The following is a 19667-nucleotide window of genomic DNA, read 5'->3' as shown; positions in this document are numbered from 1 at the left end:
ACAGTTCTAGTAACTTTTACTTGTAAGAATAACGACAATAATCTATACCAAGATAGATCCCTAAGGGATTTTAACTATTAAAACGACGATTATATTCTAATTATCTACCGATAATAACCGTCCTTATAAAAGTAAAATATCCCTTGAACGCCATAATTACTTATGGGTTTGGAGTACCAGGTGTACCACTAATAGCTGCACCTATTGTGCTTGTTAATTTATTTTTTAATGAACTAAATACACTTTGTAACATATCATGGACAGGACCACTATCACCTTTAAAGATAGCTAATACAACAGCAGCAACACCAGCTGCAACAATTGCATATTCGATCGCAGTTACACCTTGTTCACTTTTAACAAATTTGCCCAAGACGTTTCTTACTTGAGCATGAACTACTGATAAATACATCATAATTTTCTCCTTAAATATTTCTTACATTTTTTATTTAATTGATTTACCTTCTTATCGAAAGCTTAAACATTATACATATATAAATTTAAAATAGCTAATTATTCATCAAAAAATTTCAATTAACCACCATTTAAAAATTGATTATAATCAATAATGTGAAAAAAAATGATTACTAAACATATCTTTATTTCAGATTGATATTTAAACTAAAAATTTGTGTGAATATATCAGTATAAATAAAGGCAAAATTAGTTTGCTTTCGGTTTAGCTGTAGAATACATAGCATTTTAATGTTTTAGAAAAACACGATGTTGTTTACACTTTATGATTAAAATAATCCTCTAAAACTCATAAGGCGTTTTTCCAAAACACCACTTAATTTGGTGTTTCCGGTTTATTGAATCAATAGATATTTGCTGAATATGCTCCATTTCCATTTAAAGAGTGAATTACTCTTTCTGCTTGTCCACTTATTTGAGGAATGATGGAGTTATTGAATATTTGGTTTATGCGATAAAAATCACATGCGTTAATAACTTGATGCTCTCGTATTTCTTGATATGACCTCATTATTATCAAAATAAATACACTCTTGTTTGCCGTTTAGCTTGTCGCCTTCATTTATTTTCTATGGTTTTTTCAAATTTAATTGGAAAATTGAGATCATAATTTATTGTTTAATAGCGTTCATTTTTACTAATTCGAAGAAATAAACTCCCGTTATCTGGCTTTTCTAGTCTGTTACAAATTGTCTAGCTATTGACCAAAACCTTTTTGCTAAATCAATAGCCCATATTTTTCATTATGATGTAATCATCTATATATTGCCAGTAACAACAATTAGCAACTTCCTACCTATTTCGTGTAATAAACTATATAATAAAGGCCGTCATTACCAACTAGCAATTACGGCTAATTTATCTTTTAAGGACGAAAATACACTATTAAACATATCATATACCAAAAAACCTTGTTGTCCTTTAAATATCGTTAATACCATTGTTGTAATTCCAGCCGATATAATCGCATATTCAATTGCTGATACACCTTGCTTATTTTGCACAAATTTAGCAAGAAAAGAGCCAACTAGAATATTCACTGCAGATATCATCACATTTTCTCCATACCATATTGTTTATAATTGTTATATCAATGAATTGTTTTTTATTTTAATAGCCTTTTTTATTCTAATAACAAATTGAATAAAATTCAAGCTAATAATGTATTTTACATAAACTATTGTTTGCCAAATATCATCCAACTATATTTATTTTATTATAGCTATATTGTTTTATAATAAAGTTCTTTAATAGTTGAAATAAAGGCTGATTCAGTATATAACTATTTAAATAAAACAATTGGTTATTCTAATTTGAAAATATGTCAAAAATATAATAAAGGTAAGGTAATATAATGAAATTATTTGGAGCTAAAAAAAATTGGTCTTCTCTTATTTTACTGTTGGTTTATATCATCCTTAGTGCTATTTTAGCTTATGTATATTTTACAAAATCCGGTTATGCGCATGAAAAGTTCGTGTTTAAGGAACTGTTTCTGTATATTATCTTAACAACAACATTATGTTTTATTGTACTTGTGCATATCGGTCTTTGTAGCCGTCACTATTTTATTATTGCCCTTAGCACACTATTTCTGTTTCTATTTTTGTCCGAAATAAGTTATTCCATCTATTACGGACAAATAATATCAGATGGCGTGCTTGACTCTGTTGTAGAGACTAATTCTCATGAAGCATTGTCAATGTCTAAACAAGTTTTAATCATAACAGGACCCGCATTTATTGCGACTTTTCTTATTTTATTTATCTTTAGAAAAGTAGTTTCTGTTAAATTTAGACCACTAATCCCCTTAACAGTTTATCTACTTATCTTAGTAATTATTTGTACTATGGCTCCCGCCTCAATCACAAAAAATGAAATTAAACTAGGACATTATAAAAATAGTGCAGATATAGTTCGTAGGTTTTATCCCGCTGCATTGGGTAATTTATCCTATCTTCTGGTTAGTTATACATCAACAGATATCTATTCAAATATTCATGAAATTGAAAAATTTAATGAAGCTGTTCTTTTACCGCCTAACAAATCCGATAAAGACTTGATCGTATTTATCATGGGCGAATCTTCTTTAGTAACCCGTTATAGCGCCTATGGTTATCATAAGCAAACGACTCCTTTTATGACCAATATTTTTAGTCAAAATGGAGGATGTATTATCCAAAATAGCCACTCTACAGCAGCTTTTACTAGGGATTCTATACCAATGACACTTTCATTCAGTGTACCCGAAAGTAGTGATAATTTATTTAATAATAAATCGATTATTGAAATGGCTAAGTTTAATCATTACAAAACCTATTGGCTAGCTTCGATTGCGCAGGAAATTCAAGGTTCATTTAATACTAAATTTGGTTTTATCGCACGTAAAAGTGATGTTGTCTCCTTTAGTGACAAAAAATATGATATTAGTTTGAGTCAGCTATTAGAAGCAACCCTACAAAACGATAATTCACCGAAAAAATTTATTTTTGTCCATTTGCGTGGTAGCCATAAACCCTATGAAAATTATGATGAAGTTGATAAGCAGGCTTTACCTGACGCCGAAGAATATGATCTGACTATTCATCATACCGATCGTACAATTAAGGCCTTGTATGATGTTATCAATAAATATAGTGATAATTATACTGTGATTTATACCTCGGATCATGGTGAGATTGTTAATGTAGGGCACGGTATAGGAAACAATCCTGACCAGTTTTTAATTCCATTTATGTTTACATCAACTAATCACCACTATGACTGCCAATTTATCGAATCGTTTCGAGGATCAACAGGTTATTTAAGTGGGCTGATGAATAAATATATTTTATCTATTCTATTAGGATACAATATTGATCAAACTATTCTTGAGAAAGAAAAAAGTAATGATCGAGTATTTATGCCAGACGGTAATGTCATGCCTTTTTTAGAAGTGCTTAACAAGCACTAATCCTTTACTTAATATGTTGAGTAACAAACTGCGAATATTGACGCAATAGCATTAAAGAGGGGCTAGCTTGTTAGCGTTGTCAAAAAAGATAAATAACCTAACAAATACCCCTGTTTTTGCTATTACATGCTTGTCTCGTTTATTTTCAATAGTAGACTTAGTTGAGAATGTGGATAATTTTCCAGTAAGGCTTACGCATTATTAACAGTGAGCCTAACGACTTAAATTACCCATCACTAATAGCCTAGTAAGAACAGGTTATTGATAACATAAATCACGTTTAGGTATATCAAACTTGTGGGCACATTTTCTGTGATTAGAGATATAACGTTTCGGCAAGAACTTTAAGTCAACTGTTGAAAGAACTCGTCTTGCGAAAATATGTTGTAGGAAAACGCTGGGCTGTTTACACTTGACAATTAAGCTAATCCTCTAAAAATGCATAAGGCTTTTTAGCTGAAATCGCTTTATACAGTTTAACTACATTGTAGTAGTTAATATTTTTTCTATTTTTTGAATCTTCAAATATTTGCTGATTATGCCATATCACAATTAAGGTACATATCACGCTTTTTGTTTTACCATCCGTTTTTGGACTCGCTGGTTTCGTGAATTTTGTTAAATTGTTTACATCCATTTCAATATTAATACCTTTACCACTATGTATTCTTTTTTGGTTTTATATGCCAGTATAGGAAACATAATGCGTTTTATAGTAAAGGAGGGATTGAAACCGCCTATAAAATCATGTTTTTTGCTAGTTTGTGTTGAAACATAATTTATTATAAATGGTGTAAAAGAATTAATATTAAATTTTCCAAATGGTTAATATCAAAACATTATTTAAATATATAATTCTAAAACGCAATAGTGATAGATTAAACATGACTGCTACTCAAAGTAAATTAAAGTTTTGGTATATTTTTGATCATTTCCACTCGCATTAAATAATCATAAAGCGGGACTAATTGTTTAAATCCTTCCATTAATTTGTTGGGCAAATCGCTATTTAACACATCTTCAATATGCTCACTTGTTACCATAACAGCAAGATTTTTGCGGTTATACCATGTTGCTATTTTTGCATCTTGCTCTTTGATTAATGGCCGTTTATAACTTTCACCAACAAGCTCAAATGGTTTTTTAACGCAATGCGTCATCGCTAAAAACTTCCTAGTATCATTACGAATTTCTTCTCGAAAAATATCCATCGTTTGTTTTGATGAACAATAATAACCAAGTCCATATTGATAACTACTTGGGCTAATTTCAAAAAAGTAAGCGGGTGCTTCTTTCCAATCTCGATTGGGTCGTTTAAAGGTCAACCATAAGCGACTACGATAAAGTGATTTATCATTTGAAAAACGAGTATCACGATGAATACGTGAAATCGTTTTACCAATTGAGGGGCGAGTTTCGAACCATTTATCAATTTTAAGCATCTCTGGTGCTAGTTGCTCAACCAAAAGCCTAAAGGGTTTAACTAAATCGTTATCATAAATAGCGCGATGTTGTTCAAACCAAGGTTTGCTGTTATTTATCCAAGCATCTTGCAAAAAATTAAGCCCTGCTTGTGTAAAACCAGTGAAGTTTGCCATTGCTTACCCCTTAAATAATGCTCTTACTTTTTCTAAATCTTCTAGCGTATCAACCCCTATTGCAGGTGGCTGTTTTGCCACTGCAACATGAATTTTTTCACCGTACCAAAGTACCCTAAGTTGTTCCAGCATCTCAATTTGCTCAAGTGAAGATGGCGCCCAATTGATATATTGACGAATGAAGCCAGCACGATAAGCATAAATACCAATATGGCGAAGATAAAAGTCACCAATACTGGATTGTTTTAATAGATCAACCGATTTAGCAAAACGATCCCGTTCCCAAGGAATCGTAGCACGAGAAAAATAAAGCGCATATCCATCTTTGTCGGTCACAACTTTAACTGCACCGGTATTAAATGCTTCTTCAACAGAAGCAATTGGCACCGCTAATGTTGCCATTCCGGTTTTATATTGCACCAAGTTTTCAGCCACTTGATCAATAATAACAGGTGGAATTAAAGGTTCATCCCCCTGTACATTGACAATGATTTCATCATTAGCAAACTGATAAGCATTAATGACCTCTGCTAACCTTTCAGTACCAGAATTATGCTTGTCACTAGTAAGAATGACTTCACCGCCATACTCCTTGACTACGTCAAAAACTCGCTGATGATCTGTTGCAATAATCACTCGAGTGGCTGACGATTTTTTTGCTTGCTCCATCACTCGAACAATCATAGGTTTACCATGAATATCCGCTAGCGGTTTAGCTGGCAAACGACTTGAAGCATACCTAGCAGGAATAATAACTGAAAAATTCATAATTAATACCTTAACTCTTATTCTTAAACAGGCTGTGATTGATTAAGTGGCTTTGCTTCACTTTCTAGCAATACAGGAATGTTATCTTTGATTGCATAAACTAGATTATCTGCTTGGCAAATTAACTGCTGATTGTTGGCATCATATTGTAGTTGCCCATGGCACTTAGGACAAGCAAGTGCACTTAATAAGATTTCTTTCATGTTTTATTCTCTTTGAGATTTTGTCTTGGCTAATAACAAACAGATCTGATCAACCGCCTCTACGGGTATTACCGCATCAATGGGTAGATACCACCAATTTTTCTGGGCAAATTGCCTACATTTAACGGCGTCTTTTTCAGTCATTAAAAGTGTTTGTTCACTACTTGCGACATTGTTTAACAACGATAAAGTAAATTTTTGGTGATCGGCAAAAGAAGCAGTTTTAACCACATCCACTTGCATTTTAATCAACATATCAAAAAAACGTTGCGGGTGACTAATACCCGCAATAGCACAAATATTTTGCAGCGAAGATAATGCTTTTTGTTCTTTTGTAAGCAAATTTACTGCATATCGTGGTGCTAATTGCATTTTGAAAGTTTTTTCTGAGTACTGCTGGGTTAAATGATTTACACTATCACCATTTATGATAATCAAATCAACTGATTTTAATCGACTTTCTCGTTCTCTCATTGGCCCTGCAGGCATCCACCATCCATTACCAAATAAGCGCTTTCCATCAACCACTACGACCTCAATGTCACGCGCTAATGCATAATGTTGCAAACCATCATCGGTCAAAATAACATCTAACTCATACTGCTTTAATAATGCTTGAACAGCTTCAGGGCGATGAGGAGATACAGCAACAGGTACATTAGTACGTTGAAAAATAAGTACCGGCTCGTCACCGGCTTGTTCGGTTGTGGTTGTATTATCTAAAATAAGCGGATAGCTGTCAGCCTTGCCACCGTACCCCCGCGAAACAACGCCAACTTTTAATCCTTTTTGTTTTAATGATTCAATTAAACCAACAACCAGGGGGGTTTTGCCATTACCACCAACGGATAAGTTGCCAATAACGATAATAGGTACAGGAGAGAGCCAAGATTTGAAAATACCTAATCGATACAAAGAGCGACGAATAAAAGCAATCAAACCATATAATAAAGAAAATGGTATAAACAACCAAAATAATCGATTTTTACCATACCACAGTTTTTCAATCATAACTTTAACATCACTTAATTACATTCAGTAAAATTGTTTTATCTTTTAATGTCGACATAACAATTATTAAAATGGTTGCCTATAACAAACGATAGCCTATTTTACTCATAAATTGGTAAACTACCAAACCAATCATGATACCATCTAGGTTTAATTTCGCCTCGCATGGTTTTTAACTTCCAAGTGTGTTTATTAAAAAATAGACTTATTTGACCAGTTCTAGCAGTAACATAATAATCCAAGCGTAAATCTTGATACCGCGTTATTACCTTATTGGAAGGCAGTTTCCAAGGGTTATAACGAGATGTTGACGCCAATGATTTTACTGGTTTAACATGGTTTAAAAATGCATAACTTGATGAAGTACTACTACCATGATGCGGAATTTGCAAGATGGTGGATACTAACTGATCTCGATATTTTGTAATTAACTGATATTCCTGATTACGCTCTAAATCTCCAGTTAATAATACAGAAAAGTGCCCATCAGTCACTTGTATTACACAAGAATCCTCATTTTGGGCATATTCAACCAATTTATTAGGCCACAATATATTAAATGTCAGCCCGTTCCAATTAATACGATTATCAGCTAAACAGGGATAGTTATTATTTAAATTAGAAGAAGAACTCATTAACCATGCCTTAGGGTAAATTTGTTGAAGTAATTTTAAACCTCCAACATGATCATTATGTTGATGACTAATAATAATGCCCTGTACATTCAAATTATGCCATTGTAAAAAAGGAATAATGACCCTTTCCATAGCTGAACTTTTTTCCCAGTTGGCTCCCGTATCATACAAAATAGCTGACTTGCCATCATGAATAACAATTGCCAAGCCATGGCCAACATCTAACATATCTAACCGCCAACGATAATGTTGCTGTTTAAAAAATGGTGTGACTAATATCGCCCAAATGACTAACAAAGTAATACTAAAGTGGTGCCAAAGCCCAGTGCGCATTATAACTACACCTAACCAGCCTAAAAGACTTAACCAATAAAAGTCTGAAGGAATGTTAAGCCACAACCAATTAAGCCGATTTAAACTAAAAAATAACCATTGCAAAGATTTATCAGCAATCACCCAAAACCACAATGCGATGGAAAAACAGTTAATAACACTAAATATTAACGCTAGTAAAACAGAAGGAAATGTAAATAACGAAATAACAGGAATCGCAATCAAATTAGTTAAAATTGAAACCGAACTAACACCTTGAAAAACTAAAAATTGAATGGGAAGTAACAACAAGGTTAACCCAAACTGTAAATGCAATAACCTAAGTACATACCAACGCTTTTTGTTCTTTACTGCTTTAGGGAGCGGCAACCAATCAAACAAAAAAATTAAGCTAATTACCGCATAGCAAGATAACCAAAAACTTTCAGACAAAATCATCAACGGATCAAACAGTAATAATAACGCAATAATTCGATTAACTTTTTGCCATGCACTTATATGATGTTTTGTATAACGTAAATAAATCCAAATTGATAAAGCCAGTATAGCTCGCAATGTAGGAGGATTGAAACCTGTTAACCATGCGTAAAAGAGAGCGCATAACCACCCGATAACAATCGGCACAAAAAAATAGATAAAGCGCTTTGGAATAAAAAATAGTAACACTTTAACCATAAAACAGCTCAGGCCGAAAACCACTAAAATATGCATACCCGATATAGCCATTAAATGGGCAACACCTGTTTGCTTCATCACCATACGATGTGAGTCATCTAATTGAGAACGATCACCAAAAGCAAGGGCATACAAGATACCTCGATAACGAAACAAATCAATGTAAGGTAGTGCTGAATCAGTAATAAATTGTCTTAGATCAGATTTACTATCTAATAGTTTGGCATCAACTAATTTAGCTGATAGTAAACTTCGGTTTGCTATTGAAAAGCGCTGGCTATCAAATCCTCCTTCATTTAAATAGCTATGTACAACTTTGGTTTTTAGTGTTAATTGCCAAATTTGTCCCGATTTGGGAATGTCTGGCTTATCCCAATAAACCGAAATAGGAATATTATTAGATAGCATAACATCTGAAATGGAAAAAACAGAAAATGACAAATAATAAGGATCAACTGCTGTTGCTGTTTGTCGTGTATTTATATTTACTATTTTGGCTTTAACAACAAGGGATTTATCAATATAAGGCGAAATACTCGATAAATATTGTTTAGAATATGCCGTAGACCATAAAAAACCTAAACCAAATACAATAAAAATAGACAAAATAGAGTGTAATTTAGCTGGAACAACCAGCACCAAAATTATCAAGTTCACGGCAATACCATACCACTGCCAATCAGACAATAAATATGGCAAAAACAATAATGGCAAGCAGCCTAGCGAAAACATGATAGCCAATAAATCAAGAGAATAAAATTGTCGCATTAGTGCCCGCCCTATTTATTTTCACCCAATAGCCAGCCTATCACTTAATATGCCTAACAAGATAAATGAGTTTGATTTTTTCGATCAGTCTTCCAATTTGATCATTAATTTAGATAAGATTAATTAAAATTTGTTTGTCATGTTCCTAATTAAAAAATACAACATAGTTATTGAGTTGATGGATTTTTCATGGGCGGATTGGATTGAATAAATGAGAGGACATTGCTCAATGAATTAGCTTGCTCAAAATAAAAAAGCCAGTGATTCGACTCAAAGGCTTTTAATTAAACATAGAATTTAAAGATTATGCGTTTGCAGCTTTATTTACTCTTTCTCGCAACTCTTTACCTGGTTTAAAGTGAGGGATATATTTATGTTTCACTTCAACACTTCCACCAGTTCTTGGGTTTCTTGCTTTACGTGGAGCACGATAGTTTAAACTAAAACTACCAAAGCCTCGGATTTCTACACGATCGTTACTTTCCATGGCTAAAGCGATCTGCTCAATAATATCTCTAACAGAATCATCAACTAATTGCACAGGGAGATGTGTGCGCCAGTTAACAATTCGTTCTACTAAATCTGATCTGTTCATGGTCACTCCTAATTTATTTATGTGTCATGTAACTTATTCAGTTTATACCATAAAAGAAAAAGAGGGCAAGCCCTCTTTACTCTTTACATAAATATTTTTTACTCAGTTTTTGAAGCGGCTTTGAATGCTTCAGCCATTGCATTAGTAAATGATGTCTCTTCTTGAGTTGCCGTACTATTTACCGCAGCAAGTGCTTCTTTTTCGTCAGCTTCATCTTTTGCACGTACTGATAAAGAAATTGCACGAGTTTTACGATCGATATTGACAATTTTAGCTTCAACTTCATCACCAACTTTTAATGCCGTTGTTGCATCTTCAATACGTTCACGAGCGATATCTTGTGCTTTTAAGTAGCCTTCAATACCTTCAGCGATTTCAACAGTTGCACCTTTAGCATCAACTGCTGTTACACTTCCTTTAACAATTGTGCCTTTTTTGAAGTTAGAAGCAAAGCTACTAAATGGATCGTCTTCTAATTGTTTAATACCTAGAGAGATACGTTCGCGTTCAGCATCAACTTGTAACACAACTGCTTCGATATCATCACCTTTCTTATAAGCTTTAACTGCTTCTTCGCCAGGCATATTCCAAGAGATGTCTGAAAGATGAACTAAACCATCAATACCACCATCTAAACCAATGAAGATACCAAAATCAGTGATTGATTTGATCTTACCGCTAACTTTATCACCTTTATTGTGTGATTCAGCAAATTGTAACCATGGATTTGGTTTGCATTGTTTAAGACCAAGAGAAATACGACGACGCTCTTCGTCAATTTCAAGTACAACCACTTCAACTTCATCACCAAGACTAACAACTTTAGAAGGATGAATATTTTTGTTTGTCCAATCCATTTCAGAAACGTGAACTAAGCCTTCAACACCCGTTTCAATTTCAACGAAACAACCGTAATCAGTTAAGTTAGTTACTTTACCTGTTACTTTAGTACCTTCTGGGTAACGCTTAGCAATTGAAACCCATGGATCTTCGCCTAATTGTTTTAAGCCAAGAGAAACACGTGAACGTTCTTTATCAAATTTAAGTACTTTAACAAGTAATTCTTGACCCACTTCAACCACTTCACTTGGGTGTTTAACACGTTTCCAAGCCATATCAGTGATATGAAGTAAACCATCAACGCCACCAAGATCAACAAACGCACCGTAATCAGTAAGATTTTTGATAATACCTTTAACTTCAGAACCTTCTTGTAGATTTTCAAGAAGTTGTTCTCTTTCGGCGCTATTTTCTGATTCAATAACCGCACGACGTGATACAACAACGTTGTTACGTTTTTGATCTAATTTAATTACTTTTAATTCGATTTCTCTATTTTCAATATGAGACGTATCGCGTAATGGACGCACATCTACAAGCGAACCAGGAAGGAACGCACGAACGCCATTAAGATCAACCGTAAAGCCACCTTTAACTTTACCATTGATAACACCTAAAACTGTTGCAGCATCTTCAACTGCTTTTTCTAGAATTAGCCACGCTTCATGACGTTTAGCTTTTTCACGAGATAAGATTGTTTCACCAAAGCCATCTTCAATTGAGTCAAGCACAACATCAACAATGTCGCCGACTTGAACTTCTAATTCGCCTTGGGCATTTTTAAACTGCTCTACTGGAATTGCTGATTCAGATTTTAAACCAGCATCAACTAAAACAACGTCTTTGTCGATAGCAACAACAGTACCACGGATAAGATTACCAGAACGAGTGTCTAGTTGATTTAAAGACTCTTCAAAGAGTTGAGCAAAAGATTCAGTCATATTTATATACTTAAATTAATATTAACGTCCACATTACATCATGTCTTGTGGGGTTGTTTAAAATACTCCAAATATCCCTATATTGGAGCTTGATAAACGCTGAAAGTAACCTTACAACGCAAGTTTTTCGTTTATATACTTAATAGATTGATTAAAAACATCTTGAATAGACAGTGATGTGGTATCAATTATTAGAGCATCAATTGCAGGTTTTAGTGGCGCAACAGTTCGATTACGATCGCGCAAATCACGCTCAGTTATCTCCTGCAAAATTTGGGCGAATTTAACATGATTTTGCTTATCTTGCAACTGTTTCATCCGTCTTTCTGCACGAGAGTGTGCACTTGCGTCAAGAAAAATCTTAACAGGCGCATCGCTAAATACCACGCTGCCCATATCACGTCCATCGGCAATCAGTCCCGGCGCTTGTCTAAAGTCACGTTGGCGTTGTAATAAAGCAGCTCTAACCGTATTAATAGCCGCCACTTTTGATGCTGCGCCACCTATCTGTTCTGTGCGGATGTCTTTCGTGACATCAACATGATTTAATAGCACCTTAACTTCACAACCATCAGTATTAAACGTTAACGGCAAATTAAGCGCTAATTGCACAAGCTGACTTTCATCTTCGAGTGCAACATCTTGTTTAATCGCACTAAGTGCTAGCACCCTATAAATAGCGCCAGAATCTAAAAGATGCCATTTAAAATGATTGGCTAACGCTTGGCATAATGTGCCCTTACCAACACCACTTGGTCCATCCACAGCAATAATGGGAACAGGTTTATTCATTTTATTTTTCGCTTAATCGTTTAAATTGTTCAAAATAATCAGGAAAAGTTTTCATGGTACATTTAGGATCTAATATTGTTACAGCTGTATCAGAAAGCGCCACGAGTGAAAAGCACATAGCAATACGGTGATCGTTATAAGTTTCAATTTCGGCATGAGTTAATTTTGCAGGTGGCAAAATAGTAATATAATCTTTGCCTTCATCGATCGTTGCCCCTACTTTACGCAATTCAGTTGCCATTGCATATAAACGGTCAGTTTCTTTAACTCGCCAATTATAAATATTACGGATTGTAGTTGGTCCTTTAGCAAATAAAGCAGTTGTTGCTATTGTCATTGCTGCATCAGGAATATGATTCATATCCATATCAATACCGTGTAATTCACCGTGTGAACATTCAATATAATCATCAGCCCAAGTTACTGTAGCACCCATTTTTTCAAGCACATGGGCAAATTGTGTATCACCTTGTAAGCTTTTTTTACCAATGCCTGTTACCCTAACTGTGCCACCTTTAATTGCAGCAGCAGCTAAAAAATAAGAAGCCGATGAGGCGTCGCCTTCAACTAAATAATGATCCGGCGATTGATAACACTGATTTGCTTTAACCGTAAATTTTTGATAGTTGTGATTTGTGACCGATACACCAAAAATAGCCATCATATTGATAGTAATATCAATATAAGGTTTAGATACCAAATCCCCAATGATAGTAATTTCAGTATCATTTTGTGCCAGTGGCGAAGCCATTAACAAGGCTGTTAAAAATTGGCTAGATACTGAACCATCAACTTGGATGTTACCACCGGTAAAACCACCTTGAATATGTAGTGGTGGATAACCTTCATTTTCGAGATAATCAATATTAGCTCCACCTTGACGCAATGCATCAACTAAATGACCAATTGGACGTTCTTTCATACGAGGTTCGCCAGTTAACACAATATTATTAGAACCAAGACATAATGCAGCAGCTAAAGGACGCATTGCCGTACCAGCATTACCTAAAAAAAGCTCTAATGTATGGTCAGATTGCAACATTCCCCCTATACCTTGAACATCACAAATGGTGCGATCGTGCGATAACTGATACTTAACACCTAATGCTGCAAGTGCATCAAGCATATAACGCACATCATCACTATCTAGTAAATTAGTTAAACGAGTATTACCTTTACTTAGTGCTGATAGTAATAACGCACGATTAGAAACGCTTTTCGAACCTGGCAAATTAATCGTACCACTAAATTTTTTTATTGGTTGTAATGTTAAGGATAACATAATGACTCTCTTTAATATTCTTTAAAATTTTTCTAACGTCGTTTTTAATAAATCAATTGCTTGCTTATCTTTCGCACTATTTTGCCATAACTTATCAAATAAATGACGATACCGTTTAATGGCATCATAAGATGACGTGATTGACGCAATACCAGTAGTCACGTTAGGTAACTCACCTAATCGAAATGGGCTCATTGCTAATGAGATGGGATTTCCATCTTGATAAAAAATCTGAAAAGCAATTGATGGAATCGCTTCTTGGGTAATAGCAATAGTGGGGGCAAAAGATTGTTGTTCTATTAGCTCAATTAAATGATAAACTTCTTTACGTGCTAATAACACCCTTTCTGACTTCTTACCTGGTGAAATTGTCAAATTTCCCACTAAACCAATATGCAAAAATCGCTCTACATTACGCAAACTAATTAAATTAATCACCTTTGGAACTGATTGATGAAACTGCTTTTTACGTTCTTTTAAAATTGACAAAATGACCGAATATTTTTGATGATCAATCGACTCGCTTGATTCATTGAGCATCAGAGCTAAATGAGAAAGATAATCAGGTGAAGTTAATAAAAATGAAAATGGATCGAAGTGAGAATAGATATGCGTTGATTGCTCTTCTAACTGACGCATGCGCTCAAAAAAACCTTCACCACTCGAATAATATTCGGTATCAATGCCAAGCAGACTTGCAAAAGACGTATCGAGTAAAGATGCCAGTCGCTCTAAAGTTTCGATTTTAACAATTTCACCTTTTTCTAACCGATAGACTGCTGCTCTTGAAATTTTAAGACTTTCTGCGACATCTTCAGCCTTCAATGAAGCGGCAATCCGATACGCTCGTAAACGCTGACCTATAGCACAATAATCAATCGATCCAGTAATCATAATACACTCAAACTATTGGGATTTTGGCAGTGTATCACAAGGTGATAACAATGCCAATTTTTGTCAAAATGGTTCGGATTAATATACATTTGAGTCTATTATTTTAACAAAATTTGTTGTAAAGCCGATGCGTTTTCAAACTCGGTATACTCGGTTATTGCTTGTGGTCGTTTTGATAAATCAGCGATATTACCTAATGCTTGAGAAGCAAAAACGAAACCTTTTGACTCCATTACAGCTCGAGTATAAAAATCAATCAAATCTTGCTTGGTTATTTTTTTTACCTGCGCTATTTTTTTAGCTCTAGAGTCAAAAGCAAATCGAGATAACCGATAATCTGCCATATAACGCCCTAACTCTTCATCCAATGTTTGTGGTGGCATATTTAATTCATCAAGCACACCCTTTTTATATTGCTCAATATCGTCTTTCGATAATGCTTGCAATTTGTTTAGCATGATTGGGAAAAACTCTTGATAACGTTTTAGCAAATAAGCTGGATCATATTGGTTGCTTTGAATTAAAAATCCAATTCCTGATGACTCACCTACGGTCACTGGTTGAGAAAATACAGCATAACCAAGCTGTTCATTAGTGCGCAGTTGGTCATAGAACCATGGTGAAATAATTTTTGACAGTAGATAACTTAATGTTTGTCCGGTGATTTGGTCATAATTAGCAGGGATATAACTCATCATCAGAGCATTATCAGTTGTTTTAGCTCGCTGAGTGAGCCTAGCTGTTAACGCATTTTTGATTTTGATATCTTCTATCGGTGTAAACTCTGCACTACGAACCAACGTTTTTTGAATGGCATGATAAAGATCTAATGATTGATCATTTGATAAATTACCAACGCTTAGCATATAAGGTACTGAACTTGTTAACAACTGATCCCGATAAGCTAAAATATTATCAATACTGATATTGTCTATAATTTTACGTTTTTCACCTCGTTCAAAATAACGTGGCATTACCGATAAGGCTTTTACTGGGTTGATAGCTAATAAATAGCTTTTAGCATGCTCAGCAGCGTCAAGTTGTTGCAAATACCATGATTTAGCCAAAGCCAAACTTTGTTCATCAATATTAACTTGTCTGTAACTATCAAGAATTGCCAAAACCATTTCGGATAAATGCTGATTAAAACCACTCGCTGTGATCATCAATCCGTTATCACTACTTGTTGACAATGACATACCAGCAACGCCAGCTTGAAACTGTAACTTAGCTAAATCACGACCAACAATGTAGTCAAGCAAATCAAATGTTACCACTGATTTAGCATCACTAAAAGCTTGATTGTTGCGTAACGAAGCAACAATAGCAGCTTTAGGTTCATTATTAAAATACTGACTAACAAAATGGATATGATTACCACGTTTACTAAACTCAGCTGGTTGAGCTTGATCACGGTTTTGCTTCATAATTGAAAAATCATCAGGAATATAAGGATTTAATTCGGGCAGATTAAACGCATAATTTTTGCCTAACATTGCCCAATTCGATTTTTGATCGCGGGTAATATTATCCACTTTATACGGTGCATCAACAAAATAAGCGGTCTTATTGGTAGTTTGATTTGGTGCAATCACCCAAATTCTAGCATTATCTGCCGTCAAACTTTTTAAACGTGCCGTAATGGCTAATTTATCAAAATAAGTAGCAACATAATCTGAATTTAATACGTTTTGTACGGGATATAACAACATCTGGTCGGATAGCCATTCTACATATGACATATCACGCTCAACATCTTGATATTTGAACCCTAACGCTAACACTTTTTGCATTTCTTGATAATAAGTGTCAGAAATTCCCTCTTTTTGCATCAGCTGTAAATAATTAAAAATAGCCCCAATAACTTTATCTTTTTGTGCAAGCCCCTCATCAGTTAAAGTCGCATTGATACTAAAAATGCCACTATTACCATAGCGAATCGGATCGCTTCCAGCTTGAATACCTTCAATCAATCCTTGTTTTTGTAGCTGATCAGCCAACGTATTTTGACTACGATTACTAATTAGATAAGCAATATATTCATCACTTTTGTTTGCAAATTTAGACAAGTTATTTTCAATTGGAAATTGCAACAACAATAACTTTTTGGGTTGAGCTGGTATCATGGCAATTTGCTTACCTAAACTATCAGCAGTGATTGCTGGTTTATCAACCTTAGGCGCATTGATATTTTTATTAGGAATTTTTCCGAAAGTGCTTTCAGCTAATTTTGCCAATTTATTGATTGACTGATTACTATAAATCACGCCTACCATAATATTGGAGGAATAATAATTACGATGAAATCCAACTAATGCATCTTGCAACTTACTACCGTCTTTATCGCTTAACGTTTCTAAATTACCGCCTGAAAATTGCGAAGCTGGATGATTTTGATTAATTGTTTCGGAATCAACTTGCCCAATTCGAAAACCATCATTAGATCTGGCCATAGTCATTTCGGCATTAACGGCATTGCGTTCTTTATCGGCAAAATTAGGATCTAAATTAGGTTCAGCAATCGCATCGGCTAAATAATCGAGTGCTTTATCAAATGCACTATTTTCAATCTCAAAATAAAACGCGGTTCGATGTGCCGCAGTGCTAGCATTATAACTGCCTGCATGAAGGCTTAAAAACTGAGAAAAGCTAGCAGGCTCTGGGTAATTTTTTGATCCCATTAGCACCATATGTTCAGCATAATGTGCCAATCCTTGCTGTTCTTGCGGATCTTGTAATGATCCAACAGGCAACGCCAATGAACCGAGTGACTTAACTGCATTAGGATCAGACACAAGCAGCACTCGCATTTTATTTGAGAGCTCAATCACTTCATATTGACGCTTGTCACGATCGCTTTGTTGTACTTTTTCTAACAAAACTGGTCTTGCAAGTTTATTTTCAATAGCAAAAGATATAGGTGAAGTAGTCATAGTTAATAGTCCAATAAAACTACCAATTATTAAATTCACTACTCTTTTATTTTTCAAATCCATCATATTCACTCGCTTGACTTTATCGTAAAAAAATAAGTTTTAAAAAGAAAAGAAAGAGAATTTATCAAAACACCTAGGCATGATGATAAATTCCGCTATTATGTGATAAATACAATTAATGTTCCCGAGTTTTTCGAAATTCAACATCAGGATATCGTTCTTCGGTCAAATTCAAATTAACCATACTTGGTGCAATATAAGAAAGATTATCTCCTCCATCTAAAGCCAAGTTCTGCTCGCATTTACGCTTAAACTCTTCTAATTTTTTCACATCAGAACACTCAACCCAACGAGCAGTTGTCACATTAACAGGCTCATAAATGGCTTCAACGTTATATTCCGATTTTAAACGCGCAACGACCACATCAAACTGTAGCACACCAACAGCGCCCACAATTAAATCATTATTCGCTAATGGGCGGAATACTTGTACCGCTCCTTCCTCTGATAGTTGAACAAGTCCTTTTAATAATTGTTTTTGTTTGAGAGGATCTCTTAAACGAATGCGACGGAATAGTTCTGGTGCAAAGTTAGGAATACCAGTAAATTTCAAATCTTCGCCTTGCGTAAAGGTATCACCAATTTGAATCGTACCATGATTATGTAAACCAATAATATCGCCGGCATAGGCTTCTTCAACATGTTCACGATCACCGGCCATAAATGTTAAGGCATCAGAAATATTAATATCTTTGGCAATACGCACATGACGTAACTTCATACCTTTTTCATATTTACCTGATACAATGCGCATAAATGCCACGCGGTCACGATGTTTAGGATCCATATTAGCTTGAATTTTAAAGACAAAACCACTGAATTTTTCTTCTGATGATTCAACTTCACGTTTATCGGTTTGACGAGGTTGAGGAGTTGGTGCCCAAGCAGTTAAGCCATCAAGCATATGATCAACCCCAAAATTACCCAATGCCGTACCAAAAAAGACTGGCGTTAAATCACCCGACAAGAAAGCATCTAGATCAAATTCATTGGAAGCCCCTTGCACTAATTCAAGCTCTTCGCGCAGTTGCTGTGCTAAATCATCACCGACCGCTAAATCTAAATCAGGGTTAGTTAACCCTTTAATAATTCGCACCTCTTGTATAGTATGGCCTTGACCAGATTGATAAAGATATGTTTCATCTTTCGCTAAATGATAAACACCTTTAAATAACTTGCCACAACCAATCGGCCACGTAATCGGCGCGCACATTATTTTTAGCTCGTTTTCGACTTCATCAAGCAATTCCATCGGGTCGCGAATATCACGATCTAACTTATTCATAAAGGTTAAAATTGGTGTATTACGCAAACGCGTGACTTCCATTAATTTACGTGTGCGATCCTCTACCCCTTTTGCCGCATCAATCACCATCAAACAACTATCAACCGCAGTTAGCGTGCGGTAAGTATCTTCAGAAAAGTCTTCGTGTCCGGGAGTATCCAATAAATTAACCAAACAATCATTATAAGGAAACTGCATAACTGAGGTGGTAATTGAAATACCACGTTGTTTTTCCATTTCCATCCAGTCTGATTTAGCATGCTGGGCATTAGCGCCACGGCCTTTGACTGTACCTGCTGTTTGGATTGCGTGTCCAAATAAAAGTACCTTTTCGGTAATGGTGGTTTTACCGGCATCAGGGTGAGAAATAATCGCAAAAGTGCGACGTGCATTAACTTCGTCTAAATAAGCTTGTTCTGTCATAAAACTGTTTTAATCCACACAAAAATAATCATCTATTTTAGCAGGTATCTGTCTGTTTTGCCATTGATGTTATGCACAAGCCCATTTGCCTTATTTGTTGAACTATGCATAATATTTGCCTAATAAGTCATGCATAATTTACTGCTTCTTGACAAAAAGTTTCAGGAAACTATGCGTTTTAGTATAAAACCGGAACTAGCT

General features: G+C 34.9%; 15 protein-coding genes. 1 reads left to right on the top strand and 14 read right to left on the bottom strand.

The window, feature by feature from the left end; all coding sequences use genetic code 11:
- Positions 1 to 160: 160 nt before the first annotated feature.
- Together ACYIAM_RS09115 and ACYIAM_RS09110 are read right to left on the bottom strand one after the other, a co-directional pair.
- Entirely contained in the window at positions 161 to 415 is a 255-nt protein-coding gene (locus tag ACYIAM_RS09115) for a Flp family type IVb pilin (protein ID WP_483748034.1), read from the bottom strand.
- Positions 416 to 1307: 892 nt separating this feature from the next.
- On the bottom strand, positions 1308 to 1529 hold the full coding sequence (locus tag ACYIAM_RS09110) for a Flp family type IVb pilin (protein ID WP_174796027.1): 222 nt from the start codon (positions 1527 to 1529) through the stop codon (positions 1308 to 1310).
- Positions 1530 to 1828: 299 nt separating this feature from the next.
- Here ACYIAM_RS09110 and ACYIAM_RS09105 point away from each other — a divergent pair, with 299 nt between their 5' ends.
- Complete coding sequence (locus ACYIAM_RS09105; protein ID WP_483748033.1) at positions 1829 to 3427, top strand: phosphoethanolamine transferase; 1599 nt, start codon at positions 1829 to 1831, stop codon at positions 3425 to 3427.
- A 905-nt stretch (positions 3428 to 4332) separates the two neighbouring features.
- Here the strand turns inward: ACYIAM_RS09105 and ACYIAM_RS09100 are convergent.
- The 12 genes from ACYIAM_RS09100 to prfC form a co-directional block, all read right to left on the bottom strand.
- Positions 4333 to 5025, bottom strand: a complete 693-nt coding sequence (locus ACYIAM_RS09100; RefSeq protein WP_483748032.1) for a DUF2461 domain-containing protein — start codon at positions 5023 to 5025, stop codon at positions 4333 to 4335.
- A gap of 3 nt (positions 5026 to 5028) precedes the next feature.
- On the bottom strand, positions 5029 to 5793 hold the full coding sequence (gene kdsB / locus ACYIAM_RS09095) for a 3-deoxy-manno-octulosonate cytidylyltransferase (protein WP_483748031.1): 765 nt from the start codon (positions 5791 to 5793) through the stop codon (positions 5029 to 5031).
- 23 nt (positions 5794 to 5816) lie between these two features.
- Positions 5817 to 5996, bottom strand: coding sequence for a Trm112 family protein (locus ACYIAM_RS09090; RefSeq protein ID WP_483748030.1), 180 nt, complete (start codon positions 5994 to 5996; stop codon positions 5817 to 5819).
- A 3-nt stretch (positions 5997 to 5999) separates the two neighbouring features.
- Positions 6000 to 7007 (bottom strand): tetraacyldisaccharide 4'-kinase, encoded by a 1008-nt coding sequence (lpxK, locus tag ACYIAM_RS09085; RefSeq protein ID WP_483748029.1) that lies wholly within the window; start codon positions 7005 to 7007, stop codon positions 6000 to 6002.
- Positions 7008 to 7108: 101 nt separating this feature from the next.
- Positions 7109 to 9418, bottom strand: a complete 2310-nt coding sequence (locus ACYIAM_RS09080; RefSeq protein WP_483748028.1) for a DNA internalization-related competence protein ComEC/Rec2 — start codon at positions 9416 to 9418, stop codon at positions 7109 to 7111.
- A 304-nt stretch (positions 9419 to 9722) separates the two neighbouring features.
- Positions 9723 to 10013: an integration host factor subunit beta gene (gene ihfB, locus ACYIAM_RS09075; RefSeq protein ID WP_065638907.1), complete on the bottom strand. Its 291-nt coding sequence runs from the start codon at positions 10011 to 10013 to the stop codon at positions 9723 to 9725.
- Positions 10014 to 10111: 98 nt separating this feature from the next.
- Positions 10112 to 11794, bottom strand: a complete 1683-nt coding sequence (gene rpsA / locus ACYIAM_RS09070) for a 30S ribosomal protein S1 (protein ID WP_483748027.1) — start codon at positions 11792 to 11794, stop codon at positions 10112 to 10114.
- A gap of 111 nt (positions 11795 to 11905) precedes the next feature.
- A complete protein-coding gene (gene cmk / locus ACYIAM_RS09065) occupies positions 11906 to 12586 on the bottom strand; it encodes a (d)CMP kinase (protein ID WP_483748026.1) in 681 nt (226 codons plus the stop codon).
- A 1-nt stretch (position 12587) separates the two neighbouring features.
- Positions 12588 to 13868 carry a 3-phosphoshikimate 1-carboxyvinyltransferase gene (aroA, locus tag ACYIAM_RS09060; RefSeq protein ID WP_174796018.1) on the bottom strand — a complete coding sequence of 427 codons (1281 nt, stop codon included), beginning with the start codon at positions 13866 to 13868 and terminating at the stop codon, positions 12588 to 12590.
- A 21-nt stretch (positions 13869 to 13889) separates the two neighbouring features.
- The gene (locus ACYIAM_RS09055) at positions 13890 to 14762 is read right to left on the bottom strand and encodes a helix-turn-helix domain-containing protein (protein WP_174796017.1); all 873 of its coding nucleotides are present in this window, start codon (positions 14760 to 14762) and stop codon (positions 13890 to 13892) included.
- Positions 14763 to 14860: 98 nt separating this feature from the next.
- Complete coding sequence (ptrA, locus tag ACYIAM_RS09050; RefSeq protein ID WP_483748025.1) at positions 14861 to 17695, bottom strand: pitrilysin; 2835 nt, start codon at positions 17693 to 17695, stop codon at positions 14861 to 14863.
- 178 nt (positions 17696 to 17873) lie between these two features.
- Complete coding sequence (gene prfC / locus ACYIAM_RS09045) at positions 17874 to 19466, bottom strand: peptide chain release factor 3 (RefSeq protein ID WP_483748024.1); 1593 nt, start codon at positions 19464 to 19466, stop codon at positions 17874 to 17876.
- Positions 19467 to 19667: the final 201 nt, after the last annotated feature.

The organism is Gilliamella sp. X-60, from assembly GCF_057063585.1.
The sequence above is the reverse complement of the archived record's forward strand: the minus strand, read 5'-3'. Positions and strand labels throughout refer to the sequence as shown.